Source organism: Corynebacterium sp. AOP40-4SA-5, assembly GCF_052377355.1.
In the GTDB taxonomy this organism is placed as follows: domain Bacteria; phylum Actinomycetota; class Actinomycetes; order Mycobacteriales; family Mycobacteriaceae; genus Corynebacterium.
The window spans coordinates 46,258-62,581 of record NZ_JBQSWS010000005.1 but is presented as its reverse complement, the minus strand read 5'-3'; the positions used below and the strand labels follow the sequence as shown (position 1 = coordinate 62,581).

Annotated in this window: 16 protein-coding genes; 7 read left to right on the top strand and 9 right to left on the bottom strand. The window is 69.4% G+C overall.

The annotated features are described in order from the left end of the window. Positions 1-32: 32 nt before the first annotated feature. From ACT3S3_RS04350 to ACT3S3_RS04335, 4 genes are all read left to right on the top strand, one after another. Positions 33-782 carry an enoyl-CoA hydratase family protein gene (locus ACT3S3_RS04350; RefSeq protein ID WP_301442732.1) on the top strand — a complete coding sequence of 250 codons (750 nt, stop codon included), beginning with the start codon at positions 33-35 and terminating at the stop codon, positions 780-782. Between the two features lie 40 nt (positions 783-822). Beyond that, the gene (locus tag ACT3S3_RS04345; protein WP_301442731.1) at positions 823-1,452 is read left to right on the top strand and encodes a TetR/AcrR family transcriptional regulator; all 630 of its coding nucleotides are present in this window, start codon (positions 823-825) and stop codon (positions 1,450-1,452) included. A 102-nt stretch (positions 1,453-1,554) separates the two neighbouring features. Beyond that, positions 1,555-3,432, top strand: a complete 1,878-nt coding sequence (locus tag ACT3S3_RS04340) for an AMP-dependent synthetase/ligase (protein ID WP_444626342.1) — start codon at positions 1,555-1,557, stop codon at positions 3,430-3,432. Positions 3,433-3,444: 12 nt separating this feature from the next. Beyond that, positions 3,445-5,349, top strand: coding sequence for an AMP-dependent synthetase/ligase (locus tag ACT3S3_RS04335; RefSeq protein ID WP_444626340.1), 1,905 nt, complete (start codon positions 3,445-3,447; stop codon positions 5,347-5,349). On the opposite strand, the gene ACT3S3_RS04330 is transcribed toward ACT3S3_RS04335, so the two are convergent. The 9 genes from ACT3S3_RS04330 to ACT3S3_RS04290 all read right to left on the bottom strand — a co-directional run bounded on the left by ACT3S3_RS04330 (position 5,340) and on the right by ACT3S3_RS04290 (position 13,858). Beyond that, positions 5,340-5,990, bottom strand: coding sequence for a 2-deoxyribose-5-phosphate aldolase (locus tag ACT3S3_RS04330; protein WP_441582108.1), 651 nt, complete (start codon positions 5,988-5,990; stop codon positions 5,340-5,342). The genes ACT3S3_RS04335 and ACT3S3_RS04330 overlap by 10 nt on opposite strands. Next, a complete protein-coding gene (locus ACT3S3_RS04325) occupies positions 5,987-6,289 on the bottom strand; it encodes a DUF2516 family protein (protein ID WP_301443330.1) in 303 nt (100 codons plus the stop codon). Before ACT3S3_RS04325 ends, ACT3S3_RS04330 begins: the two co-directional genes overlap by 4 nt. A gap of 21 nt (positions 6,290-6,310) precedes the next feature. Continuing rightward, a complete protein-coding gene (locus ACT3S3_RS04320) occupies positions 6,311-7,639 on the bottom strand; it encodes a DUF445 domain-containing protein (protein WP_301443333.1) in 1,329 nt (442 codons plus the stop codon). 155 nt (positions 7,640-7,794) lie between these two features. Next, a complete protein-coding gene (locus ACT3S3_RS04315) occupies positions 7,795-8,127 on the bottom strand; it encodes a hypothetical protein (protein WP_301443329.1) in 333 nt (110 codons plus the stop codon). Positions 8,128-8,250: 123 nt separating this feature from the next. After that, entirely contained in the window at positions 8,251-9,000 is a 750-nt protein-coding gene (locus ACT3S3_RS04310) for a succinate dehydrogenase/fumarate reductase iron-sulfur subunit (protein WP_301443328.1), read from the bottom strand. Continuing rightward, positions 9,000-11,036 (bottom strand): fumarate reductase/succinate dehydrogenase flavoprotein subunit, encoded by a 2,037-nt coding sequence (locus tag ACT3S3_RS04305; protein ID WP_301443327.1) that lies wholly within the window; start codon positions 11,034-11,036, stop codon positions 9,000-9,002. Before ACT3S3_RS04305 ends, ACT3S3_RS04310 begins: the two co-directional genes overlap by 1 nt. 28 nt (positions 11,037-11,064) lie before the next feature. After that, complete coding sequence (locus ACT3S3_RS04300) at positions 11,065-11,808, bottom strand: succinate dehydrogenase cytochrome b subunit (RefSeq protein ID WP_301443326.1); 744 nt, start codon at positions 11,806-11,808, stop codon at positions 11,065-11,067. Positions 11,809-11,900: 92 nt separating this feature from the next. Then, on the bottom strand, positions 11,901-12,530 hold the full coding sequence (locus tag ACT3S3_RS04295; protein WP_441579862.1) for a response regulator: 630 nt from the start codon (positions 12,528-12,530) through the stop codon (positions 11,901-11,903). 17 nt (positions 12,531-12,547) lie between these two features. Beyond that, positions 12,548-13,858, bottom strand: a complete 1,311-nt coding sequence (locus ACT3S3_RS04290; protein ID WP_441582107.1) for a sensor histidine kinase — start codon at positions 13,856-13,858, stop codon at positions 12,548-12,550. A 146-nt stretch (positions 13,859-14,004) separates the two neighbouring features. On the opposite strand from ACT3S3_RS04290, the gene ACT3S3_RS04285 reads away from it, so the two are divergent. The 3 genes from ACT3S3_RS04285 to ACT3S3_RS04275 are packed head-to-tail and all read left to right on the top strand — an operon-like array spanning position 14,005 to position 16,307. Continuing rightward, positions 14,005-15,027, top strand: a complete 1,023-nt coding sequence (locus ACT3S3_RS04285) for an FtsX-like permease family protein (RefSeq protein WP_441582106.1) — start codon at positions 14,005-14,007, stop codon at positions 15,025-15,027. A 53-nt stretch (positions 15,028-15,080) separates the two neighbouring features. After that, on the top strand, positions 15,081-15,701 hold the full coding sequence (locus ACT3S3_RS04280) for an ABC transporter ATP-binding protein (RefSeq protein WP_301443184.1): 621 nt from the start codon (positions 15,081-15,083) through the stop codon (positions 15,699-15,701). 48 nt (positions 15,702-15,749) lie between these two features. Continuing rightward, positions 15,750-16,307: a dihydrofolate reductase family protein gene (locus ACT3S3_RS04275; RefSeq protein ID WP_441582105.1), complete on the top strand. Its 558-nt coding sequence runs from the start codon at positions 15,750-15,752 to the stop codon at positions 16,305-16,307. Positions 16,308-16,324: the final 17 nt, after the last annotated feature.

Here is a 16,324-nt window from a genome sequence, read left to right as displayed (position 1 = left end):
CGCCCCACGTCCACCCCGAAAGGAGGCCGACCATGGCCATCACCACCAGCACGGAGAACAACACCGCGCGCATCACCATCGACGCGCCGGACCGTCGTAACGCACTGTCACCACAGCTCATCAGCGACCTCGCCGAGGCACTGGGGGCCGCGGCGCGGGACGACGCGGTGCGCAGCGTGATCCTGGACCACACCGGGACCACGTTCTGCTCCGGCGCGGACCTCGCCGCCGTCGGCGACACCCCGCCGGAGCAGGTCACCGCCAACTTCATCGCGCTGCTGCGCACCATCGTGGAGTTGCCGAAGCCGGTCACCGCGGTGGTGGACGGCAACGTCCGGGCCGGTGGCGTGGGCCTGGCCGCCGCCTGCGACATGGTGTTCGCCTCGCCCGGGTCGTCCTTCGCGACGACCGAGACGCGCATCGGCGTCGCGCCGGCGATGATCGCCCTGACCGTCCTGCCCCGCCTGGCGTCCCGCGCCGCGTCGCGCTACCTGCTCACCGGGGAGCGCTTCGACGCCGAGACCGCCGAACACCACGGATTCATCACCGCGGTGGTCGACGACCCGCACCAGCAGGCCCGCGACACCGCGGAGAACCTGGTGCGCTGCTCGCCGCAGGGGCTGAGGGAGACCAAGGCGATCATCAACCGGGATGTCGTCGACGGGTTCGACACCGGTGCCGCGGCGCTGGCGGAGAAGTCCGCCGAGCTCTTCGCCACGCCGGAGGCGCTCGAGGGGATCACCGCGTTCCTGCAGAAGCGCCCGCCGAACTGGGCCGCGTGAGGTCCGACCGCCGTGACGACGGTGTTAGAGTGACTGACCAATGACCGAGGAGAGTGGGAGACCGGTGCCGAGCAGGGTGGCCCAGCAGGAGCGCAGCAGGGTGACGCGACGTCGCCTGCTCGAGGCTGCGCTGGACACCCTGTCGGACGACGGTTTCCCCGCGACGACGGTGAGCGCCGTCGCCGCCCGGGCCGGGGTCTCCCGTGGTGCCGCACAGCACCACTTCCCCACCCGCGACTCCCTCGTCGAGGCCGCACTCGAGGAGTTCTTCTCCGAGCGCACCCAGCAGTTGCGTCGCAGCGTCGCCGACCTGTCGACCGGCAGCAACGGCGCCCCCGTCACGGAGGTCCTGGAGCTGGTCTTCGGGTTCTTCAGCAACCGCCCGTTCCACGCCGCCCTGCACATCTGGGCAGCGGCGAGCACGGATGCCAGCCTGCGGGAACTCATCATCCCCGCGGAGGCACGCTACGGCCGTGAGGTCTACCAGCTCACCGGCCTGGCCCTGAACGCCGACCTGTCCGACCAGCGCACCCGGCGTCTGCTGGGACTGACCCTGGACGTGGCCCGCGGACTGGGGCTCGGCTCGGTGCTGGTGGACACCCGCTCGCACCAGCGCAGCGCACTGGAGACCTGGTCGGCGATCCTCGCCGACATCAAGCGCAACGACTGACGCTCCTCCCCTCCCCCCTTTTCCCGTCGCACCGGCACCACGGGACACGTCCGTCCCGACGTACTTAGGTTTTACAACAATAGGTCTACCGGAGGACCACCCATGACCACGAGCACGGAGGACGACACCGTCGGACGCATGCTGCGCCGACGAATCGCCGACACCCCGCACCGCCGCGCCTTCACCCACCCTACGACCACCACCACCGGTGCCACCGGCACCGACCTCGGCTGGACCTCCGTGACCTGGTCGCAGGTCGGCCGGCACACCGACGAACTCGCCGCCGGGCTCATCACCCTGGGCGTCGACGCCGGCGACCGCGTCGCCATCGCCAGCACCACCCGCTACGACTGGGTGGTGGCCACCTACGCCACGATGTGCGCCGGCGCGGCCACGGTGGCGGTCTACCCCACCACCGTGGCCCGCGACGTCCGGCACATCATCGGCGACTCCGGGAGCTGCGTCGTCTTCGCCGAGGACGCCTGCCAACTGGCCAAGCTCACCGCCCTGCGCGACGAGCTGCCGGACGTCCACACCGTGGTCGTCTTCGACAACGACATCCCGGACCGTCCCGACGACTGGGTGGTGACGCTCGACGAACTCGCCCGCCGCGGGCGCGGGCACCTGCGGGAGCACCCGGACGCCGTCGCCGCACGTACCGACGCCACCGGCCCGGACGACCTGGCCACGCTGATCTACACCTCCGGCACCACCGGCACGCCCAAGGGCGTGCTCCTACCCCACCGGGTGTGGACGGGGCAGGTCCGCAGCATCGACAGGACCGTGAACAGCGGGGACACGCTGTTGGGCATCGACGACAAGCAGTTCCTCTGGCTTCCCCTGGCCCACGTCATGGGCAAGCTGATGATCCTGCTGCCGGTGCACATCGGCTTCGAGACCACGGTGGACGGGCGCATCGACCGCATCGTGGACAACATCGGGGCGAGCCGTCCGACGTTCATGGCCTCCGTGCCGAGGATCTTCGAGAACGCCTACACCGGCATCACCACGATGACCGCGGAGGCCCCCGGACCGTGGCGGGTCAGGGAGCGGCTGTTCCAGTGGGCGTCCCGGGTGGCGGTCGAGGTCCACGCCGCCGGCGGGGACGGGGCCGGGGACGGGAACGCCGCCTCGACCACACGGTGGCAGCGGCTTCAGGCCCGGCTCGCCGACCGCCTGGTCTTCGCCAAGGTCCGGGCCCGGTTCGGCGGGCGGATCCGCTACTTCATCTCCGGCTCGGCGGCGCTGAACTCCGACGTCGCCCGCTGGTTCGGTGCCGCCGGACTGTCGATCCTGGAGGGCTACGGGATGACCGAGACCAACGTGGCCACCCTCGGTCTGCCGCACACCAACCGGCCCGGCACCGTCGGCGCCGCATTGGACGGCTTCGAGGTGGACATCGCCGACGACGGCGAGATCCTGGTGCGCGGCCCCGGGGTCATGGCCGGTTACCACGACAACCCGACGCAGACCGCCGAGACACTCACCGACGACGGCTGGCTGCACACCGGGGACATCGGCACCCTCGACCCACACGGCCGGCTGCAGGTCACCGACCGCAAGAAGGAGCTGTTCAAGACGTCCAACGGCAAGTACGTCGCCCCGGCCCCCACGGAGGCCCGGTTCAAGGGCCTGTGCCCGGTGGCCTCGCAGATCGTGGTCGTCGGCGAGTCCCGTCCCTACGTGACCGCCCTGATCGCCCTGGACGAGGCCGCACTCGCCGCCTGGGCACAGCGCACCGGCGTGCCGGGCGACTACGCGGGCGTCACCGCCGACCCGCGGACCCACGCGATGGTGCAGGACTACGTCGACAAACTGAACACCACCCTCAACCCCTGGGAGCAGGTCAAGCGCTTCCGGATCCTGGACCGCGAGCTCTCGGTGGACGACCAGGAGCTCACCCCGTCACTGAAGCTGCGGCGCCGCCCCGTGATGGAGCACTTCGCCGCCGACATCACCGCCCTCTACCCCACCACGTGAAGGAGTCCGACCGTGACCACCACCGACCTCACCACCTTCGACCCCGCGATCCGTTCCACCGGCCACCTGCTGCGCGACCGCGTGGCCGCGACGCCCGAGCGTCGCGCCTTCTCATTCCCCGACCCCGCCAATCCTGATACGACCGACCCAGACAAGTGGGTGACCCTGACCTGGGGCGAGGTCGGCCGACAGGCGGTCGAGGTGGCCGCCGGACTGATCTCCCTGGGCGTGCAGCCCGAGGACCGCGTCGCGATCGCCTGCACCACCCGCTACGAGTGGGCGCTCGCCGACTACGGCATCGTCTACGCCGCCGCCGCGACCGTCACCGTCTACCCCACCACCCTGGCCGACGACGTCTGCTTCATCCTCGACGACTCCGACAGCGAGATCGTCTTCGTGGAGGACGCCGCACAGCTCGCCAAACTCACGGGCCTGCGCGACCGCCTGCCGAAGATACGCACGGTGGTCCTGCTGGAGGGCGAGGTGCCCGGGAATCTGCCCGGGGAACTGTCCGGCGACGAATCCTGGGTGATCACCATGGACGACCTGCGCGCCCGCGGACGTGACCGGCTCGTCACCGATCCCGGCGAGATCGACGGGCGCATCGACTCCACCGACCTCCACAACCTCGCCACCCTGATCTACACCTCCGGGACCACCGGCCGCCCCAAGGGCGTGCTGCTGCCGCACCGGGTGCTGGTCTTCGAGGTCCTGGCGATGGCGGGCACACTGGAACGCACCTCCCCGGGCACGAACCTCACCATCGACGACAAGCAGTTCCTGTGGTTGCCGCTGTCGCACGTGATGGGCAAGCTGCTGCTCACCATGCCGCTCTACATCGGGTTCGAGTCGGCCATCGACGGCCGCGTCGACTGGATCGTGCAGAACCTCCCCGTGGTGCAGCCCACGTTCATGGGCTCGGCACCGCGCATCTTCGAGAAGGCCTACAACGGCATCGTCACCATGATGGCCGACGACCCGGGCCCGCTGCGCATCAGGGAGCGCCTCTTCCACTGGGCCAGCCGTGTGGGCTCGAAGGTCTTCGAGGCCGACCACGGCGACGGTTCCACGACCGCCTCCCGCCTCGACCGGATCCAGGCCAGGATCGCCGACCGTCTGGTGTTCTCCACCATCCGCGAACGCTTCGGCGGACGCGTCCGCTACTTCATCTCCGGGTCCGCCGCGTTGAACACCGACATCTCCCGGTGGTTCGGGGCGACCGGGATGATGATCCTCGAGGCCTACGGCATGACCGAGTCCGGCGGCGGCTCCTGCCTGGGCATGCCGGAGGCCTACCGCACCGGACGCATCGGGCGTCCGCTGGACGGCGTGGAGCTGTGCATCGCCGACGACGGCGAGATCCTCTTCCGCTGCGCCGGGGTGATGGACGGCTACCACAACAACCCGGAGGCCACCGCCGAGGCGCTCGACGACGACGGGTGGATGCACACCGGCGACATCGGTGACCTCGACGCCGACGGCTACATCCGCATCACCGACCGCAAGAAGGAGCTGTTCAAGACCTCCAACGGCAAATACGCCGCACCGGCGTTGATGGAGGCCACGTTCAAGGGGCTGTGCCCCGTGGCGTCGAACCTCGTGGTCATCGGCGAGGGACGCCCCTACGTGAGTGCCCTGGTGGCGTTGGACGAGGACCCGCTGCTGGCCTGGGCACAGCGCGAGGGGGTACCCGGCGGCTACGCGCAGGTCGCCGCCGACCCCCGCACCCACGAGATGGTGCAGGACTACGTGGACGAGCTGAATTCCTCGTTGAACAGGTGGGAGCAGGTCAAACGCTTCCAGATCCTGCCGCGTGACCTCACCGTGGAGGACGCCGAACTCACCCCGTCGTTGAAGCTTCGCCGCAAGCCCGTGGAGCGCAACTTCCCGGAGCAGGTGGCGGCGAACTACGCCTGAGGGGTCTCCCCGAGCACGTCACCGAGCGCGTCGGACGCCACGGCGACCCGTCGGGCTCCGGCGCCCAGCGCGCAGGCCGCGTCGGCGGCGGTGCGCACGCCGGTGGCCTTCACGGGCACAGCACCCTGTGCCGCCGCGGCCGTCCATCCGTGGGGCACGGCTACCATGTCCGCCCCGGCGGTGGCTGCGGCGCGGCAGAAGGCCAGGATCCTGTCGTCGTCCAGGGCCAGGTCGGTGTCCGGTCCCCCCACCGCGACCTGGAGCGTGGCCGGGTACGGCACGGCCTCACGCAGGGTGACGATCTCGCTGATCAGTGCGTTCACGTCTGCGGCGACCACGTTCGCGGCGTCCACGACGGCGTGGACCTCGTGGGCGCCGTTGACGATCGACATGTGCGCTTCACTGCCCTTGACCAACGGGTGGTGTTTGCCGCTGGGGTACCCGGCGACGGCGACCAGGCGCAGGTCCTCCGGGACGTCGCGCAGCGGGAACAACGTCGGCGGCAGGCACACGGCCGCACAGCCGTGGGCCGTGGCCTGCCCGGTGACCCGGGCGGCGTCCTGCCGGGTGGACGCGGGGTCGAGCATCACCAGCTCGACCCGGGAGGGGTCGACGTGGGAGGCCTCGAAACCGTCGGTCACTGTGCGTTACCGAGCACGTCGCGGATCGACGGGCGGATGTCCTGCCAGTAGATGCCCACGATCACCGCGCCAGCGATCCAGATGAAGCTGATGAACGGCCCGAGCACCAGCACGCCCACGGCGGTCCCGCCGAGCAGCAGGAGCCAGTTCTGCTTCGACCGGTCGATCACGGTGAAGGCGTCGTCCCGGGTCATGGCGACCTGGATCGCACCCCAGACCGCCCCGACGACCACGAGGACCAGGAAGCCGACCTGGAGATAGGCCAGGCCCTTGAACGCCATGTTCACAAGTTCAATCATGGCTACCGAGTCTATCCGACCTCACATGACCGTGAACAGCAGCTCGGAGACCGTGTAGATCGTCAGACCCGCCAGGGACCCCACCACGGTGCCGTTGACCCGGATGAACTGGAGATCCTTGCCCACCATCAGCTCGATACGGTCACTGGCCTCGTCGGCGTCCCAGCGTTCCACGGTCTCGCCGATGATGCCGGTGACCTCGCCGGCGTAGTTCTCCGCCAGGTAGGACGCCGCGCGCACGATGCGCGTCTCCAGGGAGTCCCGCAGCTCCTGCTCGGTGCGCACCCGGGTGGCGAAGTCGGTGACCCAGGTGACGATCTTCGTGCGTAGCAGCGAGTCCTCGTCGCGGGCCATGGTCGTCAGGGTGGAGCGCACCGACTCCCACAGGGTGCCCGGCAGGGCCTGCACGGTCGGCGAGTTCATGATGTCGCCCTTGAGGTTCTCCACCCGGGTGATCATCGCCGGGTCGTGCTGCAGGTCCTGGGCGAGCTGGCCGATGAACCGGCGGATGGCGTGGCGGGCCTCGTGCTCGGGGTTCTCGCGCACGTCGCCGGTGAACTGCACGACCTCGCGGTACACCCGGTCACCGACGAGGTCGCGGACGAACCGGGGCGCCCAGCTCGGTGTCCTCTCGTCCAGCAGACGGACGATGAGGTCCTCGCTGTCGCGGGCCTTGTCGTCCAGCCACACCACCACCGCGTCAACGACGGGTTCGGTGCGTCCCTCGCTGATGAGCTGTTCAAGCCCACGGCCCAGCGGCGGGCCCCAGGTCGGTTCGGAGACCTTGTCGATCACCAGGGTGCGGATCAGCTGTTCGGCCTCCGCCGGGTCCACCCCGTTGACCACCAGGTCCACGAGGCGGCATGCCTCGGCACCGGTACGTTCGGCACCTCCCCCGTCCAGCACCCAGTCCGCCGCCCGCTCGGGGATGCGCGCCTGTCCGAGTTTCTCGGTGATCAGCGCGGCATTGAGGAAGTTCTCGCCCACGAAGGAGCTCAGGGCGTGGCCGACCTGGTCCTTCTTGCGTTTGATGATCGCGGTGTGCGGGATCGGGATGCCCAGCGGGTGGCGGAACAGGGCGGTCACGGCGAACCAGTCCGCCAGGGCGCCGACCATGCCGGCCTCGCTGGCGGCGCGGACGTAGCCGGTCCAGCCGCCGTCGCGTCCGGTCGCCTCCAGCCAGCGGCACACGAGGTAGATCAGCGTGGCGATGACCAGCAGGCTGGTGGCGAAGGCCTTGTGCCGTCGCAGGTCGCGGCGCCGTTCGGCCTCGGACTCGGGGGACGGGCCGGGGACGGCGAGTCGTCCGTCGGCGGTGCTGGTGTTCTCAGGTGTCGTCACCCGCCCCATTATTCCACCCGTGACGGACATGGCTCGGAGACGGCTCAGAGACGGCTCGGAGACGGTACGGACATGGCTCGACCCCCGTCCCGCCGGCACTGTCTGGCAGCTGGCGGAAAACGGGGGTCGGAGGCCCGCTGGAGGTGCGGGAGGAGGCTGGTGCGTCAGAAGACGCGGCCGGTCTCCTTGCGGTAGTTGCGGGTACCGGTACGGCCGATGTGAATGCCGATGAAGGAGGCGATGAGCAGGACGAAACCGACGGCCCAGCCGACGATGCCGATGGTCACGCCGTTCTCCTGCGCGTCCACGCTGGCCGCGGCGAAACCGAAGATGCCGACGCCCATCAGGGAGACAGCCAGCATCAGCAGTGCCATGGACAGCCAGGTCGTGGCACGCTGCAGCGAGGAGTGCGGTGCATCCCAGCTGGACGGCACGTAGCCGTCGAGGTAGTCCGGCGAGGCCGAGAACTTGCCCTTGGTGTCGAGATCTGCGGACATCGTCATCCTCTTTCGTCTTTCGGTGTGCCCGGCGCCCTTTTCTGCCCGGGTGACGTGATGATTCTAGCGCACGGGTGTCGGCGGGTGCCTACTCCCGATGCCCGGGGGGAATCCCCCGGGGTGCTAGTCGGCCTTGCCGCGGATGGCGGCGCGGGCACGCTCCTTGGTGATCGCTGCGACGGCGGTCAGCGGGATACCCGCCGGGCACACGTCGGCGCACTCGCCGTAGAGCGAGCACGGGCCGAAGGTTCCCTCGGCCTCGTCGACCATGTTCTTGGCACGACGGCCACGCTCGGTGCGACCCAGCGGGGACAGCGTCATGTGCACCAGCTTCGCGCCGGTGAACAGGTGCGAGGCACCGTTCGGGCAGGCTGCCACGCAGGCACCGCAGCCGATGCAGGCGGCGTGGTCGAGGGCGAGCTCGGCGTCCTCGTGGTTGACCAGGAGGCTGTCGGCGTCCGGTGCGGTACCGGCGGCCATCGAGACGAAGCCGCCCTTCTCCATGACGCGGTCCAGGGCGGACCGGTCGACGACCATGTCCTTGATCACCGGGTACGCCGCGGAGCGCAGGGGCTCCAGCTTGAGGGTGTCACCGTCGGTGAAGCTGTTCAGCCGCTGCTGGCAGGCCGGCTTGTTCTTGTCGGGGCCGTGGGGACGACCGTTGACCTGCAGGCCGCAGGTGCCGCAGATACCCTCACGGCAGTCGGAGGCGAAGGCGAAGGGCTCCTTGCCGGCCTCGACGTACTTGGAGTTCACGTGGTCGAGCAACTCCAGGATGGACATTGCCTGTTCGGCATCGGGGACCTCCACCGACTCGAAGTGTCCCTCCGAGGTGTGGTCCGCCTGACGCCAGATCTCAAGATGCAGTTTCATTACTTGTAGTTCCTTGTCATCAGCGGGATGCGGTCGAAGTACAGGGGCTCCGCGTGACGCACGAAGGTCTCCGGCTTCTCGCCCGGCTCCCAGGCGGAGACGAAGCACCATTCGTCGTCGTTACGCTCGGCCTCGCCGTCCTCGTCGAGGTGGTCCTCGCGGTAGTGGGCGCCACAGGACTCGTCACGGTCCAGGGCGTCGACGCACATGAGCTCACCGAGGTCCAGGTAGTCGGCGACACGCAGGGCGTTCTCCAACTGCTGGTTCATCTCGTCGCGACCACCGGGGACGAAGACGTTCTCCCAGAAGTCGGCGCGGACCTTGCGGATCTCCTCGATGCCGGACTGCATGCCCTCGACGGTGCGGGCCACGCCGCAGCAGCGGTAGAGGATCTCACCGAGCTGGCGGTGGTAGTACTCCGCGCCGTGCGGGTCGGAGCCACGGATGTTGAGGATCTTGTCGATACGCTCGTCGGCGCGCTTGAGCGCGTCCTTCGCTGCGTCCGACTCGGCGTCCGGCACGTCCTGGCCCAGCAGCGGGGCGATGTAGTTCGGGACGGTGAACGGCAGGGTGAACCAGCCCTCCACCGACGACGACAGCAGCGAGTTCGCACCCAGGCGGTTCGCGCCGTGGTACATCCAGGACGACTCACCGGAGCAGAACAGCCCCGGGATCGAGGTCATCTCGTGGAAGTCCGTCCACAGGCCACCCATGGTGTAGTGGCAGGTCGGGGCGATGCGCATCGGCTCCTTGTAGGCGTCGTCACCGATCGCCTCCTCGTACATCTGGATGAGGTTGGAGTAGCGCTCGCGGATGGTGTCCTCGCCCAGCTTCTTGATGGCGTGGGTGAGGTCCAGGTACACCGAGTTCTTCTTCGGGCCCACACCGTAACCGCCGTTGATCTGCTGCGCGTTCGCACGCGAGGCGATGTCACGGGGCACCAGGTTGCCGAACGCGGGGTAACGGCGCTCGAGGAAGTAGTCGCGCTCGTCCTCGGGGATGTCGTTGGGGTGGCGCTCGTCGCCCTTGGTGGTGGGGGTCCAGATGCGGCCGTCGTTACGCAGCGACTCCGACATCAGGATCGTCTTCGACTGCCAGTCCGAGTTGACCGGCAGGCCGGTCGGGTGGAACTGCACGAAGGACGGGGACGCCATGTAGGCGCCCTGGTCGTAGGCACGCATGATCGCGCTGGCGTTGGAGTTCTTGGCCAGCGTGGACATGTGGTACACGTTGCCGTAACCGCCGGTGGCCAGCACCGTGGCGTGCCCGGTGTGGGTGGACAGCTCGCCGGTGATGATGTTTCGGGTCACGATGCCCTTGCACACGCCGTCGTCGACGATGATGTCCTGGACGTCGGAGTGGGTGAAGATCTCCACGTTGCCGGCACCGATCTGACGGTACAGCGCGGCGGTGGTCGCCAGCTGCAGCTGCTGACCGGTCTGTCCACGGGTGTAGTAGGTGCGGGACACCTGCACACCACCGAAGGAACGGGTGGCCAGGGTTCCGCCGTACTCGCGGGAGAACGGGGCACCGATGGCGTTCATGTGGTCGATGACCTTGCCGGACTCCATGGCCAGGCGCCAGCAGTCGTTCTCGCGGCACCGGTAGTCACCGCCCTTGACGGTGTCCTTGGTGTGGTTGTACGTGGAGTCGTTGTCCAGCTTCTTGGACCGCGAGGAGTTCACGCCACCCTGCGCGGCGATGGAGTGCGCGCGGCGGGGGCTGTCGTGGTAGGTGAACACCTTCACGTCGTAGCCGAGCTCACCGAGGGCGGCTGCGGCGGCGCCACCGGCCAGGCCGGTGCCGACGATCAGGATGCGGAACTTCGCACGGTTCAGCGGCGAGACGAGCTTGAAGTGCTCCTTGTCGAACTGCCACTGCTGCTGCTGGCCGACCTCGTGCGGCGCGTTGTCGCCGATGGTCTTGCCGACGGCCACACCGTCGACCGAGGACTTCGGCGAGGTGAAGGCCTGCAGGGCCTCGTCGTAGTCGAAGTCCGGGGTCTGGTTGTGGGGGTGGGGCTTACTGGTTCCCATAGTCTCTTCTCTCTTCCTAGTTCCCGGACTAACTCACGACGCCGAACATCACCATCAGCGGGATGGAGATGTTGCCGATCATCACGACGGCGGGGAGCAGGTAGGCGATCCACAGCATGACCTGACGCGTGCGGTGGCCGGTGATCCCCAGGTCGGAGGACGCGGTCCAGATACCGTGGCTCAGGTGCAGGAAGAGGACGAGCATGCACAGGATGTAGAAGATCGCGACGACGGGACGCTCGAACGAGGCCACCAGGTTCGCGTAGGCCTCACCGTGCTCGAAGACGTTCGACGCCGCCGGTTCCGCCCCGATGGTCAGGTCGAGGATGTGGAAGATGATGAACAGCAGCAGCACCATACCGGTACCCAGCATGGAGCTGGCGGTGAAGGTGTTCAGGCCACCGACCTTGCCGGTGCGCTTGAAGGCGCCGCGGGACTCCCGCGAGCGCTTCTTCAGCGCGAAAGCACACCACACGTGCAGGACCAGGGCGACCAGCAGGACCACGCGGGCGATCCAGAGGAGACCCTCGCGCGGGATGAGCGGCTCGCCGACCTCACGCAGGAAGTGGGCGTACTCGTTGAAGTGGTCGGCACCCGTGTAGACCTTCAGGTTTCCGACCATGTGGACGAGGACGAAGAGGCCGAAGATGATGCCAGTCACGGCCATCGTCAGCTTCATCGCCCAGGAGGGGAAGCCCGGCTTCTCCCTCAGCGGTTTGATGGAAATTTTCCCGTGCTCGATTGCCGCGGGATCGTCGTATTTAACAGTCATGGCACCTCCAGTGTCATAGACACTGTACGACCCTCATAGTGGCAAGTACCAACCGACCCCCGCCCTCGTGAAGAAGATCACAGTTGACCTCCTCATCCTCCCCCGAGAAGCCCCCGTGAGCGGGCCTCGGCCACCGCGGCGGTCCGATTCTCGACACCCAACTTCTGATAAATATGTATCAGATGCGTCTTCACCGTGGCCAATGAGATCACGAAGCGCGAGGACAGCTCCCGGTTGCTCGCCCCCGTCGCCAACCCCGCCAGGATCTCCAGCTCCCGCTGCGACAACGCCTCCCCCGACCCGCCGGACGTGGTGGCCCGGCTGACCTGCTCGGCCAGACGGGCGGCGATCTCCGGGGGAAGCGTCCGGCGTCCGGCGGCGGTGTCGAGGACGGCCCGGTGCAGGACCTCCTCCGGGGCGTCCTTGAGCAGGTAGCCCAACGCCCCGGCCTGCAAGGCGTCCATGATGTGGTGTCCGGTGTCATAGGTGGTGAGCACCAGGACCGGCGGGCCGCCGGCGGCGGTGTTGCGCCGGGTGGCCTCGATACCGTCCACCCCGGGCATCTGGATGTCGACGACCAGGACGTCCGGGACGGGGTCGAGCTCACCCACCTGCGCGACGTCGGCACCGTCGGACCCCTCGGCGATGACGCGGACGTCATCGAAGGCGTCCAGGATCGCGCGCAGCCCGGCGCGCACCACCGGGTGGTCGTCGACGAGCATCACTGTGACGTTTCCGCTCACCGGCCCGCCTCCACGTCTGGCAGGTCGGCGGGCAGGTCGCCGGCCAGGTCGGCGGGCAGGTCGACACACACCCGGGTGCCCTCCCCCGGCGCGGCGGTCACCTGGAGACGACCGCCCAGGTCGGCGGCACGGAGACGCATGCCCACCAGGCCGAAGCCACCGTCCTGCGGTGGGTGCGTCGCGTCCTCCGACTCCGGGGCGTCCGGCGCCTCGGCCCAGCCACGCCCGTCGTCCTGCACGCTCAGGGTGAGCCGGTCACCGGCGCGGCCCAACTCGACGCGCGCCCGCGTGGCGTCGGCGTGACGGACCACGTTGGTCAGCGACTCGCGCACGATGTGCACCACCGCGTCCTGCACCGCAGAGGGCAGCCCCGCGGCCGACCCGAACTCCTCGGGCACCACGAGATCGACGTCGAGGAGATCGCCGAGGGCGCGTTGACGTGCGACGACGTCGTCGACGATGCGGCGCAGCACCGTGGAGGTGTCGCGTACCCGCCCGCCTGCGGCGAGGTCGCGGATCAGGTTGCGCGCCTCCCCGAGGTTGTCGGCGGCGGTGTCCTCGATCAGCGACAACTGCCCGAGCGCGTCCTGCGTCCGGTCCTGACGCACCGCCGTCGACGCCGCGCGCGAGAGCAGCACCACCGCGTTGAAGCCCTGGGCGAGCGTGTCGTGGATGTCCCGGGAGATCCGCTCGCGCTCCTCCAGGCGTCCGGCGTTCTTCTCCGTGGCCATCAGACGGTCGCGGGTGGCGTGCAGTTCCCGCACCGTGGCCAGCTGCCGCTCCGCCTCCGCCGCCAGCAACCGGTAGGTGCGGTAGGCGCCGGCGGCGAACAGCACGCCGATGCCCGGACCGACCGCGGCGGGCACTCCCCCGCCCTGCCCGGTCAGCATCGGCACGAACGCACCGACCGCCCACGCCGCCGTCAGCACCGCCACCTGCACAGTTACCTGCACCGTGCGGTGGCCTGCGGGGCGCCCGTCGAGCACGGCGAGGATCAGGAACGCCAACGGGAACAGCAGCCACACCGCATGGTGGCTCAGCGCCGTCGCCGCCGTCCACGCCACCAGCAGGACCGCCAGCCACCACGGTGACCACCAGCGCGGAAGCGCCGTCACCGTGCCCGCCGCGTACACCGCCACGAGCAGCAGGATCACCACCACCGCCGCACAGCCGCGCAACGTCGGCGCGCCGGAGACCACGTCGACGACCACGCGCACCAGCGCGAACAACGCCAGGGCGACGAAGACCACGTGAAGCGTCACACGCAGGGTGCCGAGGATCTGCGGCAGGGAGGTTCGGGGGTTCACGTGTCCCGAGCCTAGGCGAGGCGCCACGGCGGGGACATCGACCGATCGGTTGATCCGAAGTTCAGTTCTCCGGTCGATGTCCCGCACCCCGCCGCCCGGCGACGATGAGCACATCGACTCCACCCCACAACCACAGGAGGACACCCATGTACCTGGGCCTCAGAGACATCGCCGCGGCACGGGGCCGCTTCTCGTTGATCACCTCGGTCGTCGCCCTGATCACGCTGCTGCTGGTCATGCTCACCGGGCTGACCGGAGGGCTGGCCGACCAGAACACCTCCGCGCTCAAGGCCCTGGGCCCGGACCGGTTCGTGTTCGGCGGCGAGGTGTCGTTCACCTCCTCCAGCATCACCCCACAGGACGAGAAGGCCTGGCAGGACGCCCTCGGCGCCTCCTCGGTGGTGCCCTTGGGTGTGGCCTCCACCCGCCTGCAGGTCCCCGGCGACGGGCAGGACGCCCTGGCGTCCGTCACGCTGATGGGGCTGCCGTCCGGCACGGCCGTGCCCGGCGGCGAGGTGCCCGCCCGCGGCGTCCTGCTGCCCGACGAGCTCGGCGGCACGGCCGACACCGTGCACCTGAACCACCAGCCCGTCGCCTGGGCCGACATGGACACCTGGGCGCGGATGACCGGGGCGGACGGGCCGTCCTCCCCCACCGTCCTGATGGTCAGCGGTGACGGACCGGGCGGTGCAGTGGACGATGACCGGTTCGACGCCGTCGCCGAGGCCACCGGCACCACCGCCGTCGGCGTGGAGGACTCCTTCGCCGGACTGCCCGCCTACCAGTCCGAACGCGGCTCCCTGCTCGCCATCCAGGGGCTGCTCTACGGCATCTCCGCGCTGGTCGTCGTCGCCTTCCTCAGCGTGTGGACGATCCAGCGCACCCGCGACATCGCCGTGCTGCGCGCCCTCGGGGCGTCCACCGGCTACGTGGTCGCCGATGCCGCGGTGCAGGCCGCGGTGATCCTCGCCGTCGGCGTGGTCGGCGGCGCCGCACTCGGCGGGGTCCTCGGCGCCCTCGCCGCCGGGACGGTGCCCTTCGCCGTGTCGGCCGCGACCTTCCTCCTCCCACCCGTCGGCGTGTTCGTGCTCGGCATGGGCGGCGCCCTCGTCGCCATGCGCCGGGTGTCCACCGTCGACCCCCACCTCGCACTAGGAGCATCAGCATGACAACCAGCACCAGCAGCACCAGCAGCACCGAAACGATCACCGACACCTTCCGCATGCAGGACATCTGCCTGACCTACCCGGACGGCGGGTCCACCGTGACCGCCCTGGACCACGTGAGCCTCGACGTGCACCCCGGCGAACTCGTCGCCGTGGTCGGCGAGTCCGGCTCCGGCAAGTCCACGCTGCTCTCCGTCGCCGCCGGGCTGACCACCCCGGACTCCGGGACGGTGTCCACGACCGGCACCACCTCCGTGGTCTTCCAGTCCCCCAACCTGCTGGACGCCCTGGACGTGCGCGAGCAGCTGCTGGTCACCGACCACATCGCCGGACGCCGCATCACCGCCGCACGTCGGCGCCGTGCCGACGAGCTGCTGGCCCGCGTGGGGCTGGACGGTTTCGGCGCACGCCGCGTCGCCCAGCTCTCCGGCGGCCAGCGCCAGCGGGTGAACATCGCCCGGGCGCTGATGCCCGGGCCCGGCCTGCTGCTCGCCGACGAGCCGACGTCCGCCCTGGACGAGCGGCTGTCGCTCCAGGTCGTGGACCTGCTGCGCGAACTGACCGACGAGCACTCGCTGGCCACCGTGCTGGTCACCCACGACCGCAACCAGCTTGACCGGGCCGACCGGGTGGCGCAGATGCACGACGGACGGCTGTCGCAGGAGGGACGGCGGTAGCATCGGGGTTCCTGCGCGCACCCCCTGCGACACGAGAGAAGGTCCACCATGAGGCCCCTTCGGTACGCGATCAACGTGACCCTCGACGGCTGCTGCCACCATGAGGCCGGGACGCCCCCGGACGAGGAGACCATGGCCTTCTGGGCCCGCGAGACCGCCCGCGCGGACGCCATGCTCCTCGGACGCACGACCTACCGGATGATGGAGGACGCCTGGCGCAGGCCGCCGGACGGCACCTGGCCACAGTGGATGGACACCTGGGAGATCCCCTTCGCCGAAGCGATCGACCAGGCCAGGAAATACGTGGTGTCCGCCACGCTGGACCACGTGGACTGGAACGCCGAACTGCTGCACGGCGACCCGGTGGCGGCGGTACGCAGGCTCAAGGAACAGCCCGGTGACGGGATCCTCCTCGGCGGCGTGACCCTGCCCACCGCGCTCGTGGCGGCGGGGCTGGTCGACGAGTACGTGTTCGTGGTGCAGCCCGTCCTCGCCGGGCACGGGCCGAGGTTGCTCGACGGTCTACCCGGGCACCTGAGGCTCACCCCGGTGGCGCGCGAGGAGTTCGCCTCCGGCGCCGTCGCCGCGCACTACCGTCCTGCCTGAACTGCGCAGACTACGCG

What these genes read in the sequence shown, in the direction of transcription:
- ACT3S3_RS04275 (WP_441582105.1), top strand. Translation starts at nt 15,750, where the DNA reads ATGAGGCCCCTTCGGTACGCGATCAACGTGACCCTCGACGGCTGCTGC.
- ACT3S3_RS04300 (WP_301443326.1), bottom strand. Translation starts at nt 11,808, where the DNA reads ATGACTGTTAAATACGACGATCCCGCGGCAATCGAGCACGGGAAAATT.
- ACT3S3_RS04315 (WP_301443329.1), bottom strand. Translation starts at nt 8,127, where the DNA reads ATGTCCGCAGATCTCGACACCAAGGGCAAGTTCTCGGCCTCGCCGGAC.
- ACT3S3_RS04310 (WP_301443328.1), bottom strand. Translation starts at nt 9,000, where the DNA reads ATGAAACTGCATCTTGAGATCTGGCGTCAGGCGGACCACACCTCGGAG.
- ACT3S3_RS04305 (WP_301443327.1), bottom strand. Translation starts at nt 11,036, where the DNA reads ATGGGAACCAGTAAGCCCCACCCCCACAACCAGACCCCGGACTTCGAC.
- ACT3S3_RS04325 (WP_301443330.1), bottom strand. Translation starts at nt 6,289, where the DNA reads ATGATTGAACTTGTGAACATGGCGTTCAAGGGCCTGGCCTATCTCCAG.
- ACT3S3_RS04285 (WP_441582106.1), top strand. Translation starts at nt 14,005, where the DNA reads ATGTACCTGGGCCTCAGAGACATCGCCGCGGCACGGGGCCGCTTCTCG.
- ACT3S3_RS04280 (WP_301443184.1), top strand. Translation starts at nt 15,081, where the DNA reads ATGCAGGACATCTGCCTGACCTACCCGGACGGCGGGTCCACCGTGACC.
- ACT3S3_RS04320 (WP_301443333.1), bottom strand. Translation starts at nt 7,639, where the DNA reads ATGGGGCGGGTGACGACACCTGAGAACACCAGCACCGCCGACGGACGA.
- ACT3S3_RS04340 (WP_444626342.1), top strand. Translation starts at nt 1,555, where the DNA reads ATGACCACGAGCACGGAGGACGACACCGTCGGACGCATGCTGCGCCGA.
- ACT3S3_RS04345 (WP_301442731.1), top strand. Translation starts at nt 823, where the DNA reads ATGACCGAGGAGAGTGGGAGACCGGTGCCGAGCAGGGTGGCCCAGCAG.
- ACT3S3_RS04295 (WP_441579862.1), bottom strand. Translation starts at nt 12,530, where the DNA reads ATGCTCGTCGACGACCACCCGGTGGTGCGCGCCGGGCTGCGCGCGATC.
- ACT3S3_RS04350 (WP_301442732.1), top strand. Translation starts at nt 33, where the DNA reads ATGGCCATCACCACCAGCACGGAGAACAACACCGCGCGCATCACCATC.